This is a genomic window from Rhizobium terricola (genome assembly GCF_012927355.1).
Lineage (GTDB): Bacteria > Pseudomonadota > Alphaproteobacteria > Rhizobiales > Rhizobiaceae > Allorhizobium > Allorhizobium terricola.
The window spans coordinates 269347-285227 of the sequence record NZ_JABBGK010000001.1; the positions used below are offsets into that span (position 1 = coordinate 269347).

Consider the following 15881-nt stretch of genomic DNA (forward strand, 5'->3'; position numbering starts at 1 on the left):
TTGGTGTGCGGTCCCGTCCATGCGATATGACTGTGTCGCGCATTCGACAATCCGCCGCTTGCCTCTCCGGTTCCGGATGCCGCCTTGTCAGGCCCGGGTGCGCGCACTAGCTTGTGACTTCTTTCCACCGGCCGGCCCTGGCCGGGATGCGTCCTTCCCGAGGTCCTGATGGAGCGCCATTTCGACAGGTTCTTCCCTGCCAGCCGCCACGCGACGGTGACCGGCCACGGCCGTCCGCGGCTCGAATTCGCCCCCGATCTCTATGCGGCGATCTATGCGGTCGGCGACGTGCACGGTTGCCTGGCGGAGCTGCTCGCGCTGGAGGCGCGCATCAGCGAGGACGGCCGTTTCATCGACGGGCCGAAGCTCATCATCATGCTCGGCGACTATGTCGATCGCGGCCCGACGTCGCGACAGGTGCTCGACTACCTGCTGAGCCCGCCGCCGGAAGGCTTCGACCGCATCCTGCTCTGCGGCAACCACGAGGATCTCTTTCTGCAGTTCATGGCGCAGCCGGAGGACAATCTCGACTGGCTCAGGTTCGGTGGCGTGGAGACGCTGATGTCCTACGGCATCGATGTCACCCGAATCATGGAGGAGGGCGGCGGAATGGCGGCGCTGGCGACATCCATGCAGGCCGAGGTTCCGGCGCTCCATCGCGCCCTGCTCCAGGCGCTGCCGATCGCGGTGAAGGTCGGCGACTTCGTGTTCGTCCATGCGGGTCTCAGGCCGGGTGTGGCGCTCGACGCCCAAAAGGACGAGGACCTGATCTGGATCCGCGAGCCTTTCCTCGCCCGCGGTCCGGAAACAGCCGTCACGGTCGTTCACGGCCATACGCCCTCATCCATGCCGAGTTTTGGCCCGGGCCGGATCGGCATCGATACCGCCTGCTATTCGACCGGCCGGCTGACAGCGGCGCGTATCGTCGGGAACGAGGCTGTCATCCTCTAGGGGGCGGTCCGTTCTTCGACTGTGTTTGCTTCCCGATAGTAGGTGGCGAAGCGTTCCTCATAATAATCGGTCGATCCGTAGGCGCGGTAAAGCTTCATCTTTTCCGGATCGAGCTTGTTCAGCACCACCCCGAGGCATTTGCGCGCGATGTCCTCGTTGTCGAACAAGGCGTCCTTGACCGTGCGGATTGGCGTCACGCCCCATTCGACCACCGCGAGAAAACCGTCGAGCTGGTCGGCCACGACGCGGGCGTCGATCACTGGCGCCAGTGGCGGAAGATCGAGGATCACATAGTCGAAATGGTCGCGGGCCGTGTCGAGGAGCGACTGCATTGCGGGGGAGGCGAGGAGTTCCGACGATCGGGCGGCGCGACGGCCGGGTACGGCTGCGAGGAAGGCGAGCCTCGATCTCCGGTCGAGAAACAACAGGTCGCGCAGCGGCCGCTCGCCGGTCAGCGCTTCGACGAGGCCGGCCGAGGCGTGGCGGGCGACGGCCCGGGTGGCCCCGGGGTTACGCAGGTCCGCATCGATCAGCAGCGTTCTTTCTCCTTGCAGGGCCAGCAGTTGCGCGAGGTTGATCGCGATGGTCGACTTGCCCTCGCCGGGCAGAGCGGAAACGACGCCGATCACCTTCGCTCCACCGCCGGCAGGCAACAGGTCGACGGCAAGCTTCGCCCGTCGCAGCGTCTCAGCGAAGGGGGATAGCGGATGGTCTGCGACATGGGTGGTCAGGGTGTCGGCGTGGAAGAGGCTGCGGGGATGCTGCTCCGTGGTCGAACAGGCTTCATTGGCGAGCAGCGGAGCACTGCCGAGGAAGGCAAGACCGAGTTCGTCGCGGACCTGGTCGCCGATGCGCAACGTCCGGTCCGAGAGTTCACGATAGGCGCCGACCCCGCCGCCGGCCAGCAGGCCCATCAGCGTGCCGAGCGCCAACACCAGCCGCGGTGGCGGAAAACTCTGACTGTCCGGCGTGGTCGCCGGCGAGATGATCCGGGCTTCGGCCAGCGGAAAACCCTGTTGCTGGGCGGCCTCCTGAAGGCGCTGGAGGAAGGTCTGGTGCAGGCTGCGATAGGTCTCGGCGGTGCGTTCCAGTTCACGCAGCCGTACCTGGCTTTCGCCCGCAAGTGCATTTTCTCCCTTGGCGGTGGCCACGCTGTCGCGCAAGGACTGTTCGCGCGACTGGGCGACCTTCACCTCGCTCCGGTAGCTTTCGGCGATCCGGCCCAACTCCTCGAACATCAGGCGCTCGAGTTCCTTCATGTCGGATCGCAGGCGTGCCGCCTGCGCGTGGTTCGCGCCGAGGCGCCGCGATATGTCGGCCTCCTGTTTGGAGGCTTCGAGATAGCGGCGGCGCAGTTCGTTGGAGATCGAGCTGTCGAGCACGTCGGTGACGATGGCGTCGGTGCGGCCGGCATCAATGATCGCCTGCAGCCGTTCCTGCCGGGCTTTCGCCTTGGCGACATCGGCCTGCGCGACGATCAGGGCACTGTTGAGTTCGGTCAGTTGCTGGTCGCTGACAAGCCGGCCGTTCGCCGTCAGCAGACCGTTTTCCGCCTTGAACTTCTGGACGGCGAGATCGGATTCACCGGCCTTTCGCTTGAGTTCGGCAACGCGGGCCTCAAGCCAGGTGCCGGCGCGCCGCGTGGCGTCGTATTTGGCGGCGAGCGCGTCGGCGAGATAGGCTTCGGCAATGGCGTTGGCGATCCGGGCGGCCTGCCGGGGATCTGCTGCGGTGTAGCGAATGTCGACGACGCGGCTGCGGCCGATGCGCTCGACCCAGAGATTGTCGAGAAGACGACGGGCGGCCACGCGGTCGTTCTCGGTCGATGCCTCGTGCGCGTCCGCCGCACCGGCGAGCCACGGGCGGATCGCGGCGAGCGTCGCTGCCAGCAAGATGGGCCGTTTCGGCTCGGCAAAGGCCGGGTCGCCGCCCAGTTCGAGATCGCTGACGACCTTGCGCGCGATCGTATCGGACCGAAGAAGCTCGACCTCGCTCAGCATGGCCGCGTCGTCGGCTTCGCGGTCCGCAGAGGCAGAGAGACGGTCGAGAAGGACGTCCGCGCCACGGTCGACCAGTATGCTCGCCTGGGCGGTATAGCGATGCTCGGCGGTGGCGAGCACGCAGATCGCCAGGCCGAGGCCCACCGTGAGACCGATCGCGGCAGTGCGCCACTGGCGGCGGACCATCCCGAACATTCTTTCCATGTCGGCGGCGAAATCCGGAGCGGCGGCCGGTTGGCCGTCGTCGGCAGGGTGAAGGAGAGACTTATCCGGTGACAACAACGCAGTACCTCACGCAATACAAGGAACTTACGGGCAGGTCCGGCGGGCCTTGGCTGCCGCCGCGTCAATTCGTCAGGGACCTCCCGGCAGGTCGTGCACGGACGTCGATCGGCCGCGAGCGTGAGGGAGGTGGCACCACATGCGATGAAACTACAATACGGACCGGCTACCGGACGGTCCCGGCCATTTGCCACAGTCCGGTCTGCGCGCGATCCCGGAAATATTCGGGATTGCAATCGCGACCACTATTTAAGATTGTATTTTAGTTCGCTGTCAACAGCCGATGCGTGGACGGCTGTTACACGGCCTGCCGGGGCTTGCCCCATTCGGCGATGGCGATGCCGCCGAGCACCAAAGCGAGGGCCAGCACATGCAGGAATTGCAGGGCTTCGCCGAGCAGGGCGATGGAGAGCAGCGTGCCGAAGACCGGGACCAGGTTGATGAACAGGCCCGCCCGGTTGGCGCCGATGCCTTCGACACCCATGATGTAGAAGACCTGCGAGATCAGCGAGGGGAGCAGGGCCGCATAGGCGATGATGCCCCAGCCGAGCGCGTCGGGCAGGATGAGGCTGCCATTGGCCTCTTCCCAGATGACGAGCGGAATCGCGGAGAGTGCCGCGCCGAGGGCCGAGCCTGCCATCATGCTCTTCCAGTGAATGGCGGGGCGCCAGCGCAGGCCTATGGTGTAGACCGCATAGGCGACGACAGCGAGCAACAGCAGCGCGTCACCGAAATTGAGCGAGAGCGACAGAAGGGCGTACAGGTCGCCGTGGCTCGCGGTCAGTGCAACACCGACGAAGCTGATGGCGAAGCCGACGATCTGCACGAACGAGACCGGAATGCGGAAAAGGAGGTAATTGAGGATGAAGATCAGCACCGGAATGCCGCCCTGCTCGATCGCGCCGTTGACCGCGCTCGTATATTTCAGGGCCGAATAGAGGAAGCCGTTGAAGGCTGTGTAGCCGATCGCACCGAAGGCGAGCAGGAGCAGCCAGTTGCGCTTCAGTTCCGGCCAGTCCTTCTTCAGCTGCGGTACCGAGATCGCCGTGATCACGCAAAAGGCGATCGCCCAGCGGGAAACATTGAGCACCATGGGGCTGACATGGCCAACCGCCAGCTTGCCGACGATGGTGTTTCCGCCCCAGAACAACGTCGCAACGGTCAGAAAGAAATAGGCTCTGAGAAGCAATGGATTTCACCGGAAACTGGGAGTGAGGGCGCGAAAGGCCGGAATGTTTCGGCGCATGGGATAGGCGAGGGGGCGCTTTTTGTCACGCAAAAAGCCGAATCCCCTCGCATAAACGGGTCGATTTCATAAAAACAACACAGTATAGATGCGCGGGTTTGGATTGAGCGCAGAGCATGCGCAGTGAACAGGATTTCGAAATGACGAATGTCGTGGTTGTGGGTTCGCAATGGGGTGACGAGGGCAAGGGCAAGATCGTCGACTGGCTCTCCGAGCGGGCGGATATCGTTGTCCGTTTCCAGGGCGGCCATAACGCCGGTCATACCCTTGTGATCGATGGTGTCAGCTACAAGCTGTCGCTGTTGCCGTCCGGCGTTGTCCGTCCTGGCAAGAAGGCCGTGATCGGCAACGGCGTCGTCGTCGATCCGCATGCGCTGATCGCCGAGATCGGCCGGCTGAAGGACCAGGGCGTCGAAGTGACGCCGGAGAACCTGCGAATCGCCGAGAACGCGACGCTGATCCTGTCGCTGCACCGTGAACTCGACGGCATGCGCGAAGACGCGGCCTCCAACAGCGGCACCAAGATCGGCACGACCCGCCGCGGCATCGGCCCGGCCTATGAGGACAAGGTCGGCCGCCGCGCGATTCGCGTCATGGACCTCGCCGACCTCGAAGCGCTCGAAGGCAAGGTCGAGCGCATCCTGACCCATCACAACGCGCTGCGCCGCGGTTTCGGCGCTGCCGAAGTCGAACACAAGACGATCATGGAAGAGCTGACCTCGATCGCCGACCGCGTGCTGCCCTTCATGGACTCGGTCTGGGTGCTGCTCGACAAGGAGCGCCGCAAGGGTTCGCGCATCCTGTTCGAAGGCGCTCAAGGGTCGCTCCTCGACATCGACCACGGCACCTATCCCTTCGTCACCTCGTCGAACACGGTCGCCGGCCAGGCCGCTGCCGGTTCGGGCATGGGACCGGGTGCGCTCGGCTACATCCTCGGCATCACCAAGGCCTATACGACCCGCGTCGGCGAAGGCCCGTTCCCGACCGAACTGACCGATGAGATCGGCCAGTTCCTCGGCGAGAAGGGCCATGAATTCGGTACGGTCACGGGCCGCAAGCGTCGCTGCGGCTGGTTCGATGCCGCGCTGGTGCGCCAGTCGGTCGCGACCAACGGCATCACCGGTATCGCGCTCACCAAGCTCGACGTTCTCGACGGTCTCGACGAGCTGAAGATCTGCGTCGGCTACAAGCTCGACGGCCAGGAGATCGATTACCTGCCGGCCGCTCAGGCGGCCCAGGCACGCGTCGAGCCGATCTACATCACGCTCGAAGGCTGGAAAGAATCGACGGTCGGTGCCCGCAAGTGGGCGGACCTTCCTGCCCAGGCGATCAAGTATGTTCGCCAGGTCGAGGAACTGATCGGCGCGCCGGTGGCGCTGCTGTCGACCAGCCCGGAGCGCGACGACACCATACTTGTGACGGACCCATTTGAGGATTAATGGTAGAAATCGTTAACGTTTTGTCAGTCGGAATCAGTCCGGCGACCAAGAGAAAGTGCTGATGGCTGACTTTATCGCAGTTATTCGACGGGCTGTGGACGGGCTGTCGAACAATACACCGGAGATGCGCGCGAAGGTCTACGAGAAGGCCCGCGCAGCCGTGCTCCGGCAACTCGAGAACATGTCGCCGCGTCCGCCGGAGCAGATGCTGCAGCGCCAGCTGGAAAAGCTGGACGCAGCCATTCGCGAGGTCGAGGCCGAACACGCCGAGGCATTGCCCGAAGAGGAGGCCATCGCCAGCTTCGAAGAGGCCGTGGCACCACGGCCGACCGACGAGTGGCATGCGCCCGAGCCGCAGCCGGTCGCCGAACCTGAGCCCGTTGCCGAACCGACCGCCGTCGCGGAACCGGAACCGGAACCGGAGGCCGAGCCGGCCCATGTCGCTCCGGAGGCTGAACCCGTCCACGCCGAGGAACCGACCTATACCGAGGTTGCGGTCGAGCCGACCTACCGTCCGGTCGAGCATGAACCGGAACCGGTCGTCGTCGAGACCTATGAGCCGCCTTATCAGGATGAGCCGACGGTCGAGGTGGAAGTTCACGCCGAGCCGGTCCGCGAAGACGTCGTGCAGTGGGCCGAGGAGCCCGTGCAGGCCGCCGAAGAGCCGGTGGCGCCCGCACCGGTCACCGCCGCCGTCGCCTATCCCGACGTCGATGACTACATTTCCGGCTATGTGGAACCCGAAGCCCGCTATGCCGAGCCGGTTGCCACGGAGGAGCCGGAGGAGCATCGCGAGAGTGTGCGGGCAGAGGAAGCCGAAGACCTGCTGTCCGAGACCGTCGCAGCGCCGGTGCCGACTCCGCCGTCCTCCAACCGCGTCATGGAAATTCCGTTTGCCAGCGACGACGACTGGGTTCGCCGTCCGTCGACCGACTACGCGCCGGAGCCCGTGGCGCCTGCGGTCGAAGAGGTGAGGGCCGAGCCCGCTGCCGCGACCGAATACGAACCCTGGGAGTTCCCGGCCGAAGCGCCGCAGTGGCAGCAGCAGGCCACCGAGCCGGTCGCCGCACCCCAGTCAACAGCACAGTCAGCGCCGACGCCTGCCGTGCACGATGACGCCCATGACCTGCTCGACGATTTCGGCCCGATGGTGCCTGCAGCTGCTCCAGCCGCTCCGGTTCCGTCGCGTGCGGAGCCGGCCATTCCGGCGTCGGTCGACCTGCTCGAATGGGACAGCGCCGCCTATGCCCAGCCTGCGGCCAAGAGCGGCACGGCGGCGAACGAGCTTCCTGCTTCGGACGACTTTTCCGACTGGTTTACCGAGCACGAGGCGCCGAAGGCAGCTTCCGAGCCGGACACGCTTGCCTTCGACCCGAAGGCCGATCTGGCGGCAGCGCAGGGCGGCAACGGTGGCAAGGGAACCGACGACGTCGATTCCTTCCTGGCCAGCAACCCGCAGCGCGCCTATCGCATCGAACCGAAGAAGGGGCGCAATTATGCGCCGGTCGTTCTCGGCCTGCTCGGCGTGGCGCTCGTCGCCGGCGGCGGCTATGCAGCCTGGACGTATCGCGATGCCGTTACGAAGCTGGTCAGCGACCTGACCGGCGGCGGCACCGCTCCCGCTACCGATCCGGCGAAGCCGGAAGCGGATGCCGGTGCGACGCCTGCACCGCAGGGCACCGCCGAAGAGCCGAAGCCGACGGTCGAAACCGGTGCTGCCCAACCGGCGGCGAAGCCCGACGACGGGTCTGTCAGCGGACAGAAATTCACCCAGCGCCTGCTGGCCAATGGAACGGAAGTCGACGACGGCGCGGGCGTAACGGCACCGGGCGGCCCGACGACCGAGGGCAAGTCTGTCGCGCAGCAGAATGTCGCCTCGACCGTCGAGCCGACCGACCAGCCTGCCGTCGGAACCAATGCCGGCGTTCCACAGCCGGCGACGCCGGCCGCGGCTCCTGACACTGCGGCGCCGATCGCCAATGGCGAAAAGGTCTTCCTCTACGAGGAAAAGCTCGGCCAGACCTCGCCGACGGCCATCCCCGGCACGGTCGCCTGGACGGCGCTGCGCGAAACGGGTGAGGACGGCAAGCCCAATCCCGAGATCCAGGGCAAGATCACCATTCCGGATCGCGGCCTTTCCGCGCTCATCACGATCAAGCGCAACACCGACAGCTCGCTGCCGGCAAGCCATCTGATCGAGGTCGTCTTCTCCGTGCCCGCCGATTTCGAGGGCGGGGCGATCGACAACCTGCAGCGCATCGCGATGAAGCGCACCGAACAGGACCGCGGCGATCCGCTGGTCGCCGTTTCGGCCAAGGTCACCGACGACACCTATCTGGTGGCGCTCAACGACTTCCAGGACGTGATGAAGGCCAATCTCGACCTTCTGGCGACCCGTGGCTGGATCGACATTCCGGTCAGCTACCGCAACGGCCGGCGCGCGCTTCTGACCCTCGACAAGGGCGCTGCGGGTGCGGCTGTCTTCGACCAGGTGCTCAAGGAGTGGGCGGCGCTCGGCAAGCCGACCAACTGACCTGAGCGGTCATTATCGCAAAAGAAAACCCGGGTCCTTGCGGCCCGGGTTTCTTGTTTCAAGCGGCTCGCGAAAGGCCGATCAGGCTTCGACGACCCGCAGGGCCGAGGCCCTTTCGAGCGCTTCCTTCTGGACGGCTTCCTGAACCTTTTCGAAGGCGCGCACCTCGATCTGGCGGACGCGTTCGCGGCTGATGTCGAATTCGGCCGACAGCTCTTCGAGCGTGACCGGGTCTTCGGCCAGACGGCGGGCCTGGAAGATGCGCTTTTCGCGATCGTTCAGCACGCTCATGGCCTTGGCCAGCATGCGGCGGCGGGTTTCGAGCTCGTCCTGTTCGATGAGCACTTCTTCCTGGCTGTCGTGATCGTCGACCAGCCAATCCTGCCACTGGCCGGATTCGCCTTCGGTGGCGCGGATCGGTGCATTCAACGAAGCGTCGCCCGAGAGGCGGCGGTTCATCGAGATCACTTCCTCCTCGGACACGTTCAGCTTGGTGGCGATCTCGCTCACCTGTTCCGGCTTCAGGTCGCCTTCCTCGATCGCCTGGATCTTGCCCTTGAGGCGACGCAGGTTGAAGAACAGACGCTTCTGGTTCGCGGTGGTGCCCATCTTCACGAGCGACCAAGAGCGCAGGATGTATTCCTGGATCGAGGCCTTGATCCACCACATGGCATAGGTCGCCAGACGGAAGCCGCGCTCCGGGTCGAATTTCTTGACCGCCTGCATCAGGCCGACATTGCCCTCGGACACGACTTCGCCGATCGGCAGGCCGTAGCCGCGATAACCCATGGCGATCTTCGCGACGAGGCGCAGGTGGCTGGTGACGAGCTTGTGGGCCGCGTCGCGATCGCCATGCTCGGCATAGCGCTTCGCGAGCATGTATTCCTGCTGCGGTTCCAGCATCGGGAACTTGCGAATCTCGTCGAGGTAACGGTTTAGTCCGCCTTCGCCGGCGGTAATGGTAGGCAGATTGTTGCGGGCCATAAAGCACCCCCTTCTCGAAACTGTGGCTCCCCGTGGCAAGTGGGCAAGCCTGATCCCTGCGGATTTCCAAAAATCCCACAGAAACCCAGCTAACAGATAAGTGTGGCCAAACGGGGATTCAAGCGCCCGGCGAAATCACGAGGCCGTGAAGCGACTGCATCAATCAGTCAAGACGCGGAAGTAATCATTTAACATTGTACCGCATGTGGATGCTTCAAAGAAATGTGAGTGAAGAAGTGGCGTTTTGCCAACCTTCATGTCTCTCGCCAAATGCTGGGTGATTACCTCAAGGTTGGCACGCGATATTCCGTGCGCCGTGCCATACAGTTTTTTTGGTGGGCCCATTTCGCTAATCTTCATAAGCTCCATATTCATGGCCCCGAACGAAAAACCAAGATAAATTACTTGTTCCGCATCTGTGATCAGCCTCCTCATAAGCTCAGGGACCGTCTCGTCTTCTACCTGCTCTGTGAACGTCCGGATATTGCTGGCAACCTCAAAAAGAGAAGTAGGTTGAACGTTCTCGCCGTAACCTACTGATACCATACCCATGGTTTGCCATCCCAGCTTCCCGATCTGACCATATGGATGGACAATGGTTAACTCGTTGACGATTGACTGGGCCTCGTTGGCGGGCAGGCGCATGTAATTCTCTAGCCAGATGGCCAAGTACTGCTCAATGCAGCGGTCGTAGTTGAAGGAAATGAACGATACGTTCTCGAAAAGAGAGGGTAATGTAGACCTTTGGATGCCCTCTGTGAGCATCTTGCAGAATATGTTGTGCCATACACCGGACGCAGTGTTGAAATCGTGACGGTTACCTTGACGTTCGTCCGCAAAGATAAGCGACCTACGTTCGGCCTCCAAAATGCTCGCGGCAATGGCTAATTTGCCCATCAGAACGATTTTGTCGTCGTCGTAATGAGTGTGCATGAAATTGTCGATCGAGATTGCTTGGGGCATGGCCGATGCAATGGACCGCCCGGCGGACCAATATGGATTTCCATCGGACTGCCCTTTCGACCTAAGGTACAATTTGACCGCATTGTAAATGTCTCGGTCGCCGGTTCCGAGGTTAAATCCATCGGGGAATGTGATGTGTAGTTTCCGGGCTATTTGATCCTTGAGTTCATTGCCTATAGGCAATCCCAATTCTTTACTTGCTCCTGCGCCGACCACGAAGACGGTTTTCTTGAAAAACATTACAGCTCCGTCTTATCGCATCCGGCAAATTTCGAACTCGAACATAACACAATTCCAAGTTTTATCCAATTTGGACGTGCTGCTGCGAACAGACGCAACTAAAGTCACCGGGCGGGCGCCGATGCGCTAATTGCTCTCCTAAAATGCTGTCCCTGATTTTGAGTACCGGAAGAGCTCCTCGTCGGCGTCCGGCTTGCGCGCCAATCGCCCGGCAATCAGCTCGGCCGCGATGGTCGAGAAGGTGATGCCGTTGCCGCCGAAGCCCATGACGGCATGGGTGTGTTCGTGGCCGGGCGCCCGATCGATGATCGGCAGGCCGGTGGTCGTCGTGCCGAAGGGGGCCGACCAACCATAGGCCGGTCTGCCGACGTCGATGCCGGCCAGTTTCTTCAGTTTTGCGGCGATTTTGGCAAACTTGCGCTCTGCCTTTGCCGGATCCGTGTGGGCGAGCGGATCGGCCTCATCCTCGCCGCCGGCGATGATCCGGCCGTCCGGCGTGGAACGGAAATAGAGGTAGGGATCGGAGGCTTCCCAGACGAGGAAGTCCTTGAGCCATGGCGGGCGGGGCGTTGCAGGTTCCGAGGCGATCGCCCAGGTGGAAATGACCTGATGCTCAGGGCTCTCCATCATGGAGAGATATTCGTAACCCGTACAGGCCACGACATTGGCTGCGGTGAGCAGGCGGCCGTCGGCGGTCGATACGACAACGCCGTCCCGCGTTTCGACAAGATCGGCGATCGCCAGCGGGGCGACGATCTCGACCCCGCGCCCGGCGGCGACACCGAGCAATCCGGCGGTCAACTGGCCGGGGTTGGCGCTTGCCGAGCAGTGCGAGACGATGGCGGCGGTGCGATCGATGTCGAAGCGTTCGGCAAGTTCGGCCTTGTCGATATATTCGGCATCCAGTCCGGCGCCGCGCCGCAGATCGGCCTCCTCACGCAAGGCCCGCGAGCCATGTTCGTCGCCGGCGAGGTAGAGTGTGCTGCGGCGCTCGAAACTGCAGTCGAGCTTCAACTCCTCCACCAGCCCGGCAAGGCGGGTGACGGACGCGGCCGAGCGGCGCCAGGCCCGGGCGGCACGATCGGAGCCGATCATTCGCGACAGATCCCTGAGGGGCGTGTCGATCTCGTGCTGGATCATCGCCGTACTGGCGAGTGTGCTGCCGCGCACCGGATCGCGACGATCGACCATCAGGATCCGGCGGCCGGCGACGCGCGACAGGGCTTCGGCGGCGAGGGCGCCGCTGATGCCGGTTCCCATGATGATGACATCATAGTCGCGATGTTGTGGTGCCGAGGACGCCGTGACCGAGATTCGCGGCGTGGCGGCCCAAAGCGGGCGATCGCTGCGCAGGTCGCGCCGCTTGTTCAGAACAGGTTTGCGGTTGCTCATCGGGACCCCCGGCCGGCGAAGCGACATGCCTCGCGCTCTGGTGAGCCCGATCAACGCGCGAGGCGCTGCGAAGTTTCCGCGGGTGCCCGATTTCTCCGGTTACTTCGCGGGCACTTCCACGGCCCGCAGGGCGTCGATGATCTTCTGCATGTCGTCCGGGATCGGGGCGGTGAAATGCATCGTCTCCCCGGTGGTCGGGTGCTCGAAGGCGAGCAAGTACGCATGAAGCGCCTGACGCGGGAAATCCCGCACTTCTGAGCGTGCCGGCTCGGGCAGAAGGTTGGCCTTGGTCTTGAAGGCCTGGCCATAGTCCTGGTCGCCAATCAGCGGATGGCCGATATGGGCCATGTGGACGCGGATCTGGTGGGTGCGCCCCGTCTCCAGGCGGCATTCGACCAGCGAGGCGAGGCAGGTCGCGTCCGGCTTCTCTCCATAGCGCTCCAGCACCTCGTAGTGGGTGATCGCCTCGCGGGCGTCGTCGGTGTCTTCCTTCTTCACCGCCCGCTTGGTGCGGTCGCCGGCGCGCCCGAGCGGCGCGTCGATGGTGCCGTGCAGGGTGCGGGGCCGGCCCCAGACCACCGCCTGATAGGCGCGCTCCAGCGGGCCTGTGCGGCCGTGGTCGGCAAACTGGTCGGCGAGGTGGCGATGGGCGAGGTCATTCTTCGCCACGACCATGACGCCGGAGGTGTCCTTGTCGAGCCGGTGGACGATACCCGGGCGCTTCACGCCGCCGATCCCCGACAGGCTGTCGCCGCAGTGATGGATCAGCGCATTGACCAGCGTGCCGGTCCAGTTTCCGGCGCCCGGATGCACGACCAGGCCCGGAGGCTTCGCAATGACGATCAGGTCGTCGTCCTCGTAGAGCACTTCGAGCGGGATGTCCTCGCCCTTGGGCTCGGGGTCCTCCGGCTCGGGCATGACGATCGACACCCGGTCGCCCGGACGGATCTTGCGCTTCGGCTCGGTGATCACGGTATCGTTGACCTGGACCGCGCCCTGCTCGATCAGCGCCTTCACCCGGTTGCGCGAAAACTCGCCCTCGAGGGCCGCGGCCAGCCATGCATCGAGCCGTCCTTCCGCGTCATCCCCGGCAATCAGGTCTTTTCTTGCCGCGTCGGCTTGTTTAAAGGGGTCGGTCATACTGTCATCCCGCGTGAGAACCACCGGCGTTGCGGCCGATGTTTCGATGCCTTTGGCACAGACTGAGGCCTTCCACAATCGACAGCCATGGTCCTGGCTGGTTTTTCCCGGACGGTTCGCGCCGGGAAAGATGTGTCATCGGTCGCGAACATCAGGAACAGAGACACCCACCATGGCAAATGTCGACCTCGACGAACAGGAAGAAAAGCCGCTCGATCCGGCGATGGAAAACGTTCGCCGCAAGATGGTGAAGCTCCAGCTCGTTTCCGGTGGCATCATGCTCCTGATGTTCATGGCCGTGCTGGCGGCGATCGTCTACAAGGTGACGCGCAAGGACGGCGCTGCGCAGCCGACCGTCAGCGCGTCGGGGCTCTCCGTGCCCGCCGACCAGCCGATCAGCCTGACGGCCGCACTGCCCGCCGGCTTCCGAGTGCTTTCGACCTCGCTTTCCGGCCAGCAGGTGCTGTTCTACGGCGAGATGGCCGACGGCGTTCGCAAGGCGCTTGTACTCGATCTCGCCGTCGGGCGCATCGTCGCGGACGTGACGCTTTCCGCCAACTGAGCGAGAACGCACGTGTCCGGTCGAAGCCTCGTCGAGATCACCGATCCGCACGATCCGCGGATCGCGGAGTTCTCGCAGATCCGCGAGCGTGATCTCACCGGGCGCGGCGGGCGGTTCATCGCCGAAGGCACGGTGGTGCTGCGCATGCTTGCCGCGGCCCATCGCGCCGGCAGGGGGATTGCCGCCGAAAAGCTCCTGCTTCTCAAGAACCGTGTCGAGGGTGTCGCCGACCTGATCGACGCCTTTCCCGCGGACGTGCCCGTCTATGTCGCCGATGGCGCGGTGCTCGACGCGATCGCCGGCTTCCACCTTCATCGCGGCGTGCTGGCGCTCGGCCGGCGCGATGCCGGTCTGGCCGCCGCCGATCTGATCGACAACCTGTCCGACGATTGCCTGGTGCTGGTCGGCTGCGGCATCTCCAACCACGACAATATCGGCGCGCTGTTCCGCAATGCGGCGGGCTTCTTCGCCGATGCGGTGCTGCTCGACGAGACGTGCTGCGATCCGCTCTACCGCAAGGCGCTCAGGGTGTCCGTCGGCTCGGTGCTGACGATGCCCTATGCGCGGGAGAGTTTGGCCGAGGACCTGCTCGGAAAACTCGCCGACGCCGGCTTCGAGATCTGGGCGCTGTCGCCGGCCGGCAAGATCGAGATCGGCGATATCGCCCCGGCGCGGCGTATGGCACTCGTCATGGGCACGGAAGGCGAGGGGCTGCCTGCGCATATCCTCAAGCGCTTCCGCAGCGCGCGCATCGCCCAGTCGCCGGGGCTCGACAGCCTCAATGTCGGGACGGCCAGCGGGATCGCGCTCTACAGCATGGCGCGGGCCATGGGGCGCCTTGTGGGACCCCTCGGGCGCTGACGGCGCAAGATTTCGAAATCAGGGAAAAAGGGTGGCTCCCGGCCAGCCGTGGCTCATTCGCCCGCGGGTGGCTGGGCGTTCGCGCCCCTAGACAGAGACGGATCGATCGCAAGGACACGCTCGGCCAGCGACAATCCCTTGCCTGCACTCTTCTGAGACTTGGCCCGCAGCAGGTCCGGGATGGGGGATGTCTCTCCCTCGCGGGCTGCCGTCAGGACGACCATCTTCGCCGCGATGTCGGCAATCTCCTCGCGCAGTGCCTTGTCGTTGGTCGAGGCCTTGGCCTTCAGCAGGCGCTCGGTCAGGGCGATGTGGCGATTGCGCAGTTCGTCGGAAAGCGCTTCGACATTCTGGCGGCCTGGGGTGTTGTTCGTCACGGCTTCGGCGACCGGTTCCTCGTCCGCCACCTCGATCTCCTCGAAGGCCGGCACCGGCACGTTGGCGGCACGAAGAGCACGGACGGCGGTGCGCACCTGGCCGTTTGCCGTCTTCAGGCTCTGCTTCAGGCGGGCGATTTCCTTCAAGCGGCGCTCGAGCATGGCTTCCTTGTCGACATTCTCCGCCATTTCCCGGCCAAGCCGGTCATCAAGCCTGAGAAGCTTGTGCTCTTCCTGGGACAGCCGGATTTCGGCGTCCTTGGCGCGCTTCGTCACGAGCTTGGCCTCGCGGCGCAGATCCTCGCGTTCGTCCCGCAGCGACTGGACGCGCATCTTGAGGTTCTCGATCTCGGTCTCTCGCGTCGTCCGCTCGATCTTGAGGTTGTCGATGTCGGCCATCATGCGGTCGACGCGGCGGGCGAGGTTCGCGAGCTCGACATCCTTGGCCGCCGAGGTTTCCTCGGTGCGGCGCAGCGCCTCGCGCAGGTTGTCGGCCTCGAATTCGGCGCGGCGCACCTTGGAGCGGAAATCGGCCGCCTCGACGCTCATGTCATTGATCTGGACATGCAGTTCCTGCGCGTCCGCCAGGAGGCGACTGGCCTCCTTGCCGAGCGTCTCGTTTGCGAGCTTCAGGCTCGAGGCCTTTTCCCGTTCGCGGATCAGTTCCTGGGTGGTGCGGGCGTTCTCGGCGGCATAGACGGCCCGGACCATGTCCTTCTGGGCACGGATCTCCTGGGGGCTCAGCGGCATCGTCGCCTTCAGGCGGTTCTCCGTGTAAAGAACGATCCGGTGATGAATCGACGGTGCTATCAGCATGGCGAGCAGGGCTGCCGCCAGGAAACCCAATCCAAAGAGCAGGGCGTATTCGATCACGGGTGTGCCACACTTGTGTTTATTCGGAGGTGCTTGAT

General features: G+C 64.1%; 12 protein-coding genes. 5 read left to right on the forward strand and 7 right to left on the reverse strand.

Going from position 1 to position 15881, the window contains the following annotated elements; all coding sequences use genetic code 11:
* Window positions 1–168: 168 nt before the first annotated feature.
* Complete coding sequence (locus HHL25_RS01225) at window positions 169–951, forward strand: metallophosphoesterase family protein (protein ID WP_169586476.1); 783 nt, start codon at window positions 169–171, stop codon at window positions 949–951.
* Here the strand turns inward: HHL25_RS01225 and HHL25_RS01230 are convergent.
* Window positions 948–3233 carry a polysaccharide biosynthesis tyrosine autokinase gene (locus tag HHL25_RS01230; protein WP_169586478.1) on the reverse strand — a complete coding sequence of 762 codons (2286 nt, stop codon included), beginning with the start codon at window positions 3231–3233 and terminating at the stop codon, window positions 948–950. The genes HHL25_RS01225 and HHL25_RS01230 overlap by 4 nt on opposite strands.
* A 298-nt stretch (window positions 3234–3531) precedes the next feature.
* Window positions 3532–4422: a DMT family transporter gene (locus tag HHL25_RS01235; RefSeq protein ID WP_169586480.1), complete on the reverse strand. Its 891-nt coding sequence runs from the start codon at window positions 4420–4422 to the stop codon at window positions 3532–3534.
* Window positions 4423–4619: 197 nt separating this feature from the next.
* On the opposite strand from HHL25_RS01235, the gene HHL25_RS01240 reads away from it, so the two are divergent.
* Together HHL25_RS01240 and HHL25_RS01245 are read left to right on the forward strand one after the other, a co-directional pair.
* Window positions 4620–5918: an adenylosuccinate synthase gene (locus HHL25_RS01240; protein ID WP_169586482.1), complete on the forward strand. Its 1299-nt coding sequence runs from the start codon at window positions 4620–4622 to the stop codon at window positions 5916–5918.
* Window positions 5919–5979: 61 nt separating this feature from the next.
* A complete protein-coding gene (locus HHL25_RS01245) occupies window positions 5980–8451 on the forward strand; it encodes a hypothetical protein (protein WP_169586483.1) in 2472 nt (823 codons plus the stop codon).
* Window positions 8452–8532: 81 nt separating this feature from the next.
* Here the strand turns inward: HHL25_RS01245 and rpoH are convergent, their stop codons facing one another.
* The 4 genes from rpoH to HHL25_RS01265 form a co-directional block, all read right to left on the reverse strand.
* The gene (gene rpoH, locus HHL25_RS01250) at window positions 8533–9435 is read right to left on the reverse strand and encodes an RNA polymerase sigma factor RpoH (protein WP_169586485.1); all 903 of its coding nucleotides are present in this window, start codon (window positions 9433–9435) and stop codon (window positions 8533–8535) included.
* A gap of 159 nt (window positions 9436–9594) precedes the next feature.
* A complete protein-coding gene (locus HHL25_RS01255) occupies window positions 9595–10638 on the reverse strand; it encodes a hypothetical protein (protein WP_169586487.1) in 1044 nt (347 codons plus the stop codon).
* A 138-nt stretch (window positions 10639–10776) separates the two neighbouring features.
* Window positions 10777–12030, reverse strand: coding sequence for an NAD(P)/FAD-dependent oxidoreductase (locus tag HHL25_RS01260; protein WP_169586489.1), 1254 nt, complete (start codon window positions 12028–12030; stop codon window positions 10777–10779).
* A 99-nt stretch (window positions 12031–12129) separates the two neighbouring features.
* A complete protein-coding gene (locus HHL25_RS01265; RefSeq protein WP_169586491.1) occupies window positions 12130–13170 on the reverse strand; it encodes an RluA family pseudouridine synthase in 1041 nt (346 codons plus the stop codon).
* Between the two features lie 172 nt (window positions 13171–13342).
* Here HHL25_RS01265 and HHL25_RS01270 point away from each other — a divergent pair, with 172 nt between their 5' ends.
* Window positions 13343–13732, forward strand: coding sequence for a hypothetical protein (locus HHL25_RS01270; protein WP_169586493.1), 390 nt, complete (start codon window positions 13343–13345; stop codon window positions 13730–13732).
* 12 nt (window positions 13733–13744) lie between these two features.
* A complete protein-coding gene (locus HHL25_RS01275) occupies window positions 13745–14593 on the forward strand; it encodes a TrmH family RNA methyltransferase (protein ID WP_169586495.1) in 849 nt (282 codons plus the stop codon).
* A 53-nt stretch (window positions 14594–14646) separates the two neighbouring features.
* Here the strand turns inward: HHL25_RS01275 and HHL25_RS01280 are convergent, their stop codons facing one another.
* Complete coding sequence (locus HHL25_RS01280) at window positions 14647–15843, reverse strand: hypothetical protein (protein ID WP_169586497.1); 1197 nt, start codon at window positions 15841–15843, stop codon at window positions 14647–14649.
* Between the last annotated feature and the right edge of the window lie 38 nt (window positions 15844–15881).